Source organism: Roseiarcus sp. (assembly GCF_052145395.1).
Taxonomy (GTDB): Bacteria; Pseudomonadota; Alphaproteobacteria; order Rhizobiales; family Beijerinckiaceae; genus Roseiarcus.
Genome location: NZ_JBKQOT010000527.1, coordinates 1 through 4,100 on the forward strand (window position 1 = coordinate 1; position 4,100 = coordinate 4,100).

The following is a 4,100-nucleotide window of genomic DNA, read 5'->3' on the forward strand; positions in this document are numbered from 1 at the left end:
CTGGCGCGAATACGTCTTCACAAAACAGTTGGAATAACAATCACATACGAGTGCCCAGTTTCATCCTGTCGGGCGCGCCAAAGATTTCAAAGTGTTAGCAACGAATCTGGCCTATCAACGCTCCTGAGCAGGCCTTTCGGTGAGCGCCCGGTAAGCAACAGGCGCGATTTCGTCTGCGGAGGCGCGCCGCGGCCCGCGTCAGTCTCGACCCGAAACCTGTTTTGTTCGATTGCGAGTCGTCGCTCGCTCTGGCGGGCGGGGTCACAGCCGCCATTGGCTCATGCAGGCGGGGCGGACGACGCGCTCGATCGGCTCGTCGACGCAGCGGTCATCACGACAAGATGTTGTTCGAGGACGGGCCCGCGTCCCAATGCCGTCGCCCCCTGGGGCCTTTTGCAGCGATTGTCCTCGACCGAAATGCCCGCTCACAAGAATATGCGCCCTCAGTCCCCGCCTCTAGCGGGGCCAAACTTCGCGCCGAAAGACATGTCGACTAAGGGAATCATCTATCGTACCGATCGGCATTGAGAACAGCCTCTTCAATCGACACTTCGTATCCATCTCCTTCATCTCTGCCTGTCGTCACGACGAAGCTTCTCCGCTCCCTCGCGATATGCACGGATTGGACCTGATGGGTCCGCAGCTCCCAATCCGCGAAGACCACGTTACAGGACGGATGGAGCACTCGTTCGCGGACTAGGTCGGAGACCGACTTGTCACGCTTGTAGTGCGGGTTGATCTGGAGGATGGGCTCTGGCCAGTACTTGCGGCTCGCATAGGCGGCGTCGATTTGGTCGCGGATATCCTGGGCGCGGATTTTCGTGAACGAGCGGGAAAACGCCGCGTACTCGTCGATCATCGCGCGGTCGAGGTCGAACACGTTCATGCCACCCCCCTTCGCAGGCCGGCTGCGCTCAGGCTAAAATCCAACGAGATTCTGCCGTATACTACGCGATTGTGCTGCCCCGTCGGAAGATTTCCCCTGCGACGGTTTGGCGCGCGGACGCGTTCTCAAGTGCAGGGCTCGATTTCGGAGAGAGCACCGCAACCGTCGCCTGAGTCGACGCGGTGCCAATCGACCCATCGTCCGCTGCGTCGTCACTGTCTGCTGCGGGAACGCGCGACCAATTCCGCCGGGTCAACCTTGAATGCGTCCGCGATTCGACCAAGAACAGAGACGGTCATTGACGCCTGCGCGCGTTCAATCTGACCGACGTATCGTGCGCTTAGCCCGACGCGGTCGGCCAGCTCCTCTTGTGTCCACCCCTTTTCGTGCCGTAGCCGACGGACATTGATCGCTACGATGTCCTTCAGACCGGCCATGGCGCATGGGGGCGCTACCCAAGGCTGTTTAGTTCTACGACAATGCGGGCATTTCGAGCACGAGACTGATGTCGAGAGCGGCTCGCCAGCGGGCATTTCGGATGTTTTCACATCCCGAAGCCCTGACCAGATTATAGGCGAAGGAGCGCAGGCACGCGAGGATAGCGGGGTTCTTGCGAATGCGGGAGGCGTCCTCGGCAAAGGCGGTGTCGCGCACATAATGACTGCCATTCTCAATGCGCCAAGTGACGATCGCGCAGGCCGTTCCAAGCCTGCGCGAATGCATTCGTTCCAGCGCTCGGGCGTCTGGTTGGAAGCAGAAGAAATCCAGAAGACGACCTCGGTCGTTTGGGCGCAAAGCCCCGTTGCCGGGTTGCGCTTGTAGACCGTGCGCTCCAAGCGAAGCACGGTCTTGATCAGGTTTTCCCAGGGAGTTTAGCGAAACCAGGCCTTCGCCGGAAACACCGTCACTTCGCGGGTTTCCCAGCGGTTGCGGCCCGCGGTCTCGCTTGTCCGAGCCGGTTGGATTTCGTCCTGCGGTTCCCAGAGCGCCGACGCACTTTATGGAGGACACGCCGACCGCGATCCTCGTGCGCCAGGTCCTGGGCGCCATCGCCGAGTTTGAGAAAGCGACCATTGTCGCGAAACTCGCAGCGGCGCGAAAGCGGAAGCGCATCGCGACCGGCATGAAAGTTGAGGGGCGGAAGAGCCACATCGAGGCGCGGCCCGACGTCGTCAAGCTGGCGAAGGCGCTCGCGCGCAAGAAACCCAAGGGCGGAAGGCTCAGCCTCAGGGCAATAGCGGCGGAACTGGCGGCGCGCGGCTTTCTGAACGAACGTGGACGGCAATTCAACCCGAAGTCGGTCGCTGCCATGCTGGCCTCCTGAGAGCCTCTCCGCTGCCGATGCGCTGGCCGAGATCGGAATGGAAGCTGCAGGTGAACGCCAGCCGGCGGTCGGCTTTTCTACGTATACCTGCCCTCCCCGCAGGCGCTCGGAAGCGCATAACCCGCCCTGAGCGGTCCTCAGTCGAGGTGCCCCCAGAGCATCACGGAGATAATTCGAAGCCGCCCCGCGAAGCGGCTGCTGTGCGCAAATAGCGGCCATTCGCCGACGGCTTGGCGAGCGGGTCAAATCGCGACCGATATCATGAGGTTGGATTGTGGCCGGGAGAAACCCCTGGTTTCTGACACTGTGTTGCGAAAGCGGAAAGCGCTCTCGCCGTTTGCGTGCCATACTGCTAACCGCGTTATCGGGGTGACGTGCATGAAGGTTTTCTGGTCGTGGCAGAGTGATCGCCCCGCAAAATATTGTCGCAACGTGATTCAGGATGCGCTGGGGCGCGCTCTCACGGCGCTCAGCGACGAGCTTGAGCTCGACCCGAGCGAAGGTCCGGAGCTCGATCACGACACCAAGGATGAGGCGGGCATGTCCGCTATAGCCGACACGATCTTCCGCAAGATCGAGGAGGCCGGAGTCTTCGTCGGCGACATCACCTCGGCCGGCCGTTCCGACGGCGGGCGCGAGCTGCCCAACCCGAACGTGCTTATTGAGCTCGGCTGGGCTTGGGCCCATCATTCGCACGAGAACATCATTTTAGTCGCGAACAAGGCCTACGGCCCAAAGAATTACGAGCAGCTTCCGTTCGACGTCCGCCACCGCCGCGCGGCAATCCTGTATTTGGTGCCGAAGGGTGCCGACGACGCAAGGATCGAACAGGCCACCATTGAACTCAGTGAGCACCTGAGAGAGGCGCTCCGCAAATCGCTCGCCAATTGGCTCACCGCCAAAGCGAACGACCCGGGTCCGAGCGGGAAGCCCTCGCGCCCGGGCGATCCGTCGGTCTGGTTCGAGGCGGCCACGCTGCTGCGCCACCAACCAGTTTATGGTGGTGACGGCCAGCGCGGTGCGCGGCCGGCGGAAGGGCGGCGCATTTATGTGCGCATCGTTCCCGAGCGCTTCCGCGACGGCATCCCGGCCGCGCGCGCCGTCCACGAGTGGTCAGGACCGAATGGAAGTTCCGGCCTTCATCCGCTTGGTCCCTGGAGGAGGTGCGACGGCGGTCTCAATGGCGATGGCGTACTGCGCTACGCCTCGGTCAAAGAGGGCGATCCGACCGACACCTGGACCGCCACCCAATGGTTCCGCGATAGTGGCGAGCTTTGGACTTTCGACACCGAGCGTCTGAGCGACGGTACATTTTTTGTCGGCAAGTTTTTAACCGACGTCGCGGGCTTTCTCGTCCCTGGCCTGGCGATGCTCACTGCGCTGGGCGCGTCGCGCATCATCCGTATCGAGGTCGGCGCCGTCGGTCTCGACGGGTCCAAATGGGTCGGGCTATTCAACGACGAACGCAGCGATGCCCTCATCGACCGCGTGTGCGTCTCTGAGTCCCGGCGGACCTGGGACTGGGCCGCGATCGTCGACTTCCTGTTGGCAGTGACCGGGCGTTTCGGCGACGCCTACGGTAGACCGGGCCTCGACGCCGCAACCATCCAGGGCGTGATCAACAGCGATAGAAACCTGCGCACCTGGGGCAGCCTTGTCGGTTCGACGTGATGACTGATCGCTTCGGAACAACCAGCCGACACACGTCTAGGATGGGCGCAGCATTGCGATTTCGCCGCCCAGCGATCTGGCCGAAAGCCGCCCCGCGAAGCGGCTGCTGTGCGCAAATTGCGGACTGACGGGCCCGCACAGGCCGGAATGCTCGGCCCGTTCTGGGTGGTCGAGGATCGCGGGAGTGCGGCCCTGATCGCCCATGCTGTTCCGCTGGAA

The 4,100-nt window shown here is 62.4% G+C and carries 6 protein-coding genes; 2 read left to right on the forward strand and 4 right to left on the reverse strand.

What is annotated here, in order from left to right; translation table 11 throughout:
• Nucleotides 1-502: 502 nt before the first annotated feature.
• From ACLP25_RS18090 to ACLP25_RS18100, 3 genes are all read right to left on the reverse strand, one after another.
• A complete protein-coding gene (locus tag ACLP25_RS18090) occupies nucleotides 503-886 on the reverse strand; it encodes a hypothetical protein (protein ID WP_442470561.1) in 384 nt (127 codons plus the stop codon).
• Nucleotides 887-1,098: 212 nt separating this feature from the next.
• Nucleotides 1,099-1,419 carry a helix-turn-helix domain-containing protein gene (locus ACLP25_RS18095; RefSeq protein ID WP_442470565.1) on the reverse strand — a complete coding sequence of 107 codons (321 nt, stop codon included), beginning with the start codon at nucleotides 1,417-1,419 and terminating at the stop codon, nucleotides 1,099-1,101.
• Nucleotides 1,358-1,609 carry a hypothetical protein gene (locus ACLP25_RS18100; RefSeq protein WP_442470566.1) on the reverse strand — a complete coding sequence of 84 codons (252 nt, stop codon included), beginning with the start codon at nucleotides 1,607-1,609 and terminating at the stop codon, nucleotides 1,358-1,360. The genes ACLP25_RS18095 and ACLP25_RS18100 overlap by 62 nt, the downstream gene beginning before the upstream one ends.
• Before the next feature lie 277 nt (nucleotides 1,610-1,886).
• On the opposite strand from ACLP25_RS18100, the gene ACLP25_RS18105 reads away from it, so the two are divergent.
• Complete coding sequence (locus ACLP25_RS18105) at nucleotides 1,887-2,210, forward strand: hypothetical protein (protein ID WP_442470562.1); 324 nt, start codon at nucleotides 1,887-1,889, stop codon at nucleotides 2,208-2,210.
• A 378-nt stretch (nucleotides 2,211-2,588) separates the two neighbouring features.
• Entirely contained in the window at nucleotides 2,589-3,881 is a 1,293-nt protein-coding gene (locus tag ACLP25_RS18110; RefSeq protein ID WP_442470563.1) for a hypothetical protein, read from the forward strand.
• Between the two features lie 36 nt (nucleotides 3,882-3,917).
• Here ACLP25_RS18110 and ACLP25_RS18115 read toward each other — a convergent pair.
• A partial coding sequence (locus tag ACLP25_RS18115; RefSeq protein ID WP_442470564.1) for a hypothetical protein occupies nucleotides 3,918-4,100 on the reverse strand: 183 nt, incomplete at its 5' end.

Excerpts from the sequence above, each read along its gene's own strand:
- ACLP25_RS18090 (WP_442470561.1), bottom strand. The coding sequence starts at position 886 with ATGAACGTGTTCGACCTCGACCGCGCGATGATCGACGAGTACGCGGCG.
- ACLP25_RS18095 (WP_442470565.1), bottom strand. The coding sequence starts at position 1,419 with ATGCCCGCTGGCGAGCCGCTCTCGACATCAGTCTCGTGCTCGAAATGC.
- ACLP25_RS18100 (WP_442470566.1), bottom strand. The coding sequence starts at position 1,609 with ATGCATTCGCGCAGGCTTGGAACGGCCTGCGCGATCGTCACTTGGCGC.
- ACLP25_RS18105 (WP_442470562.1), top strand. The coding sequence starts at position 1,887 with ATGGAGGACACGCCGACCGCGATCCTCGTGCGCCAGGTCCTGGGCGCC.
- ACLP25_RS18110 (WP_442470563.1), top strand. The coding sequence starts at position 2,589 with ATGAAGGTTTTCTGGTCGTGGCAGAGTGATCGCCCCGCAAAATATTGT.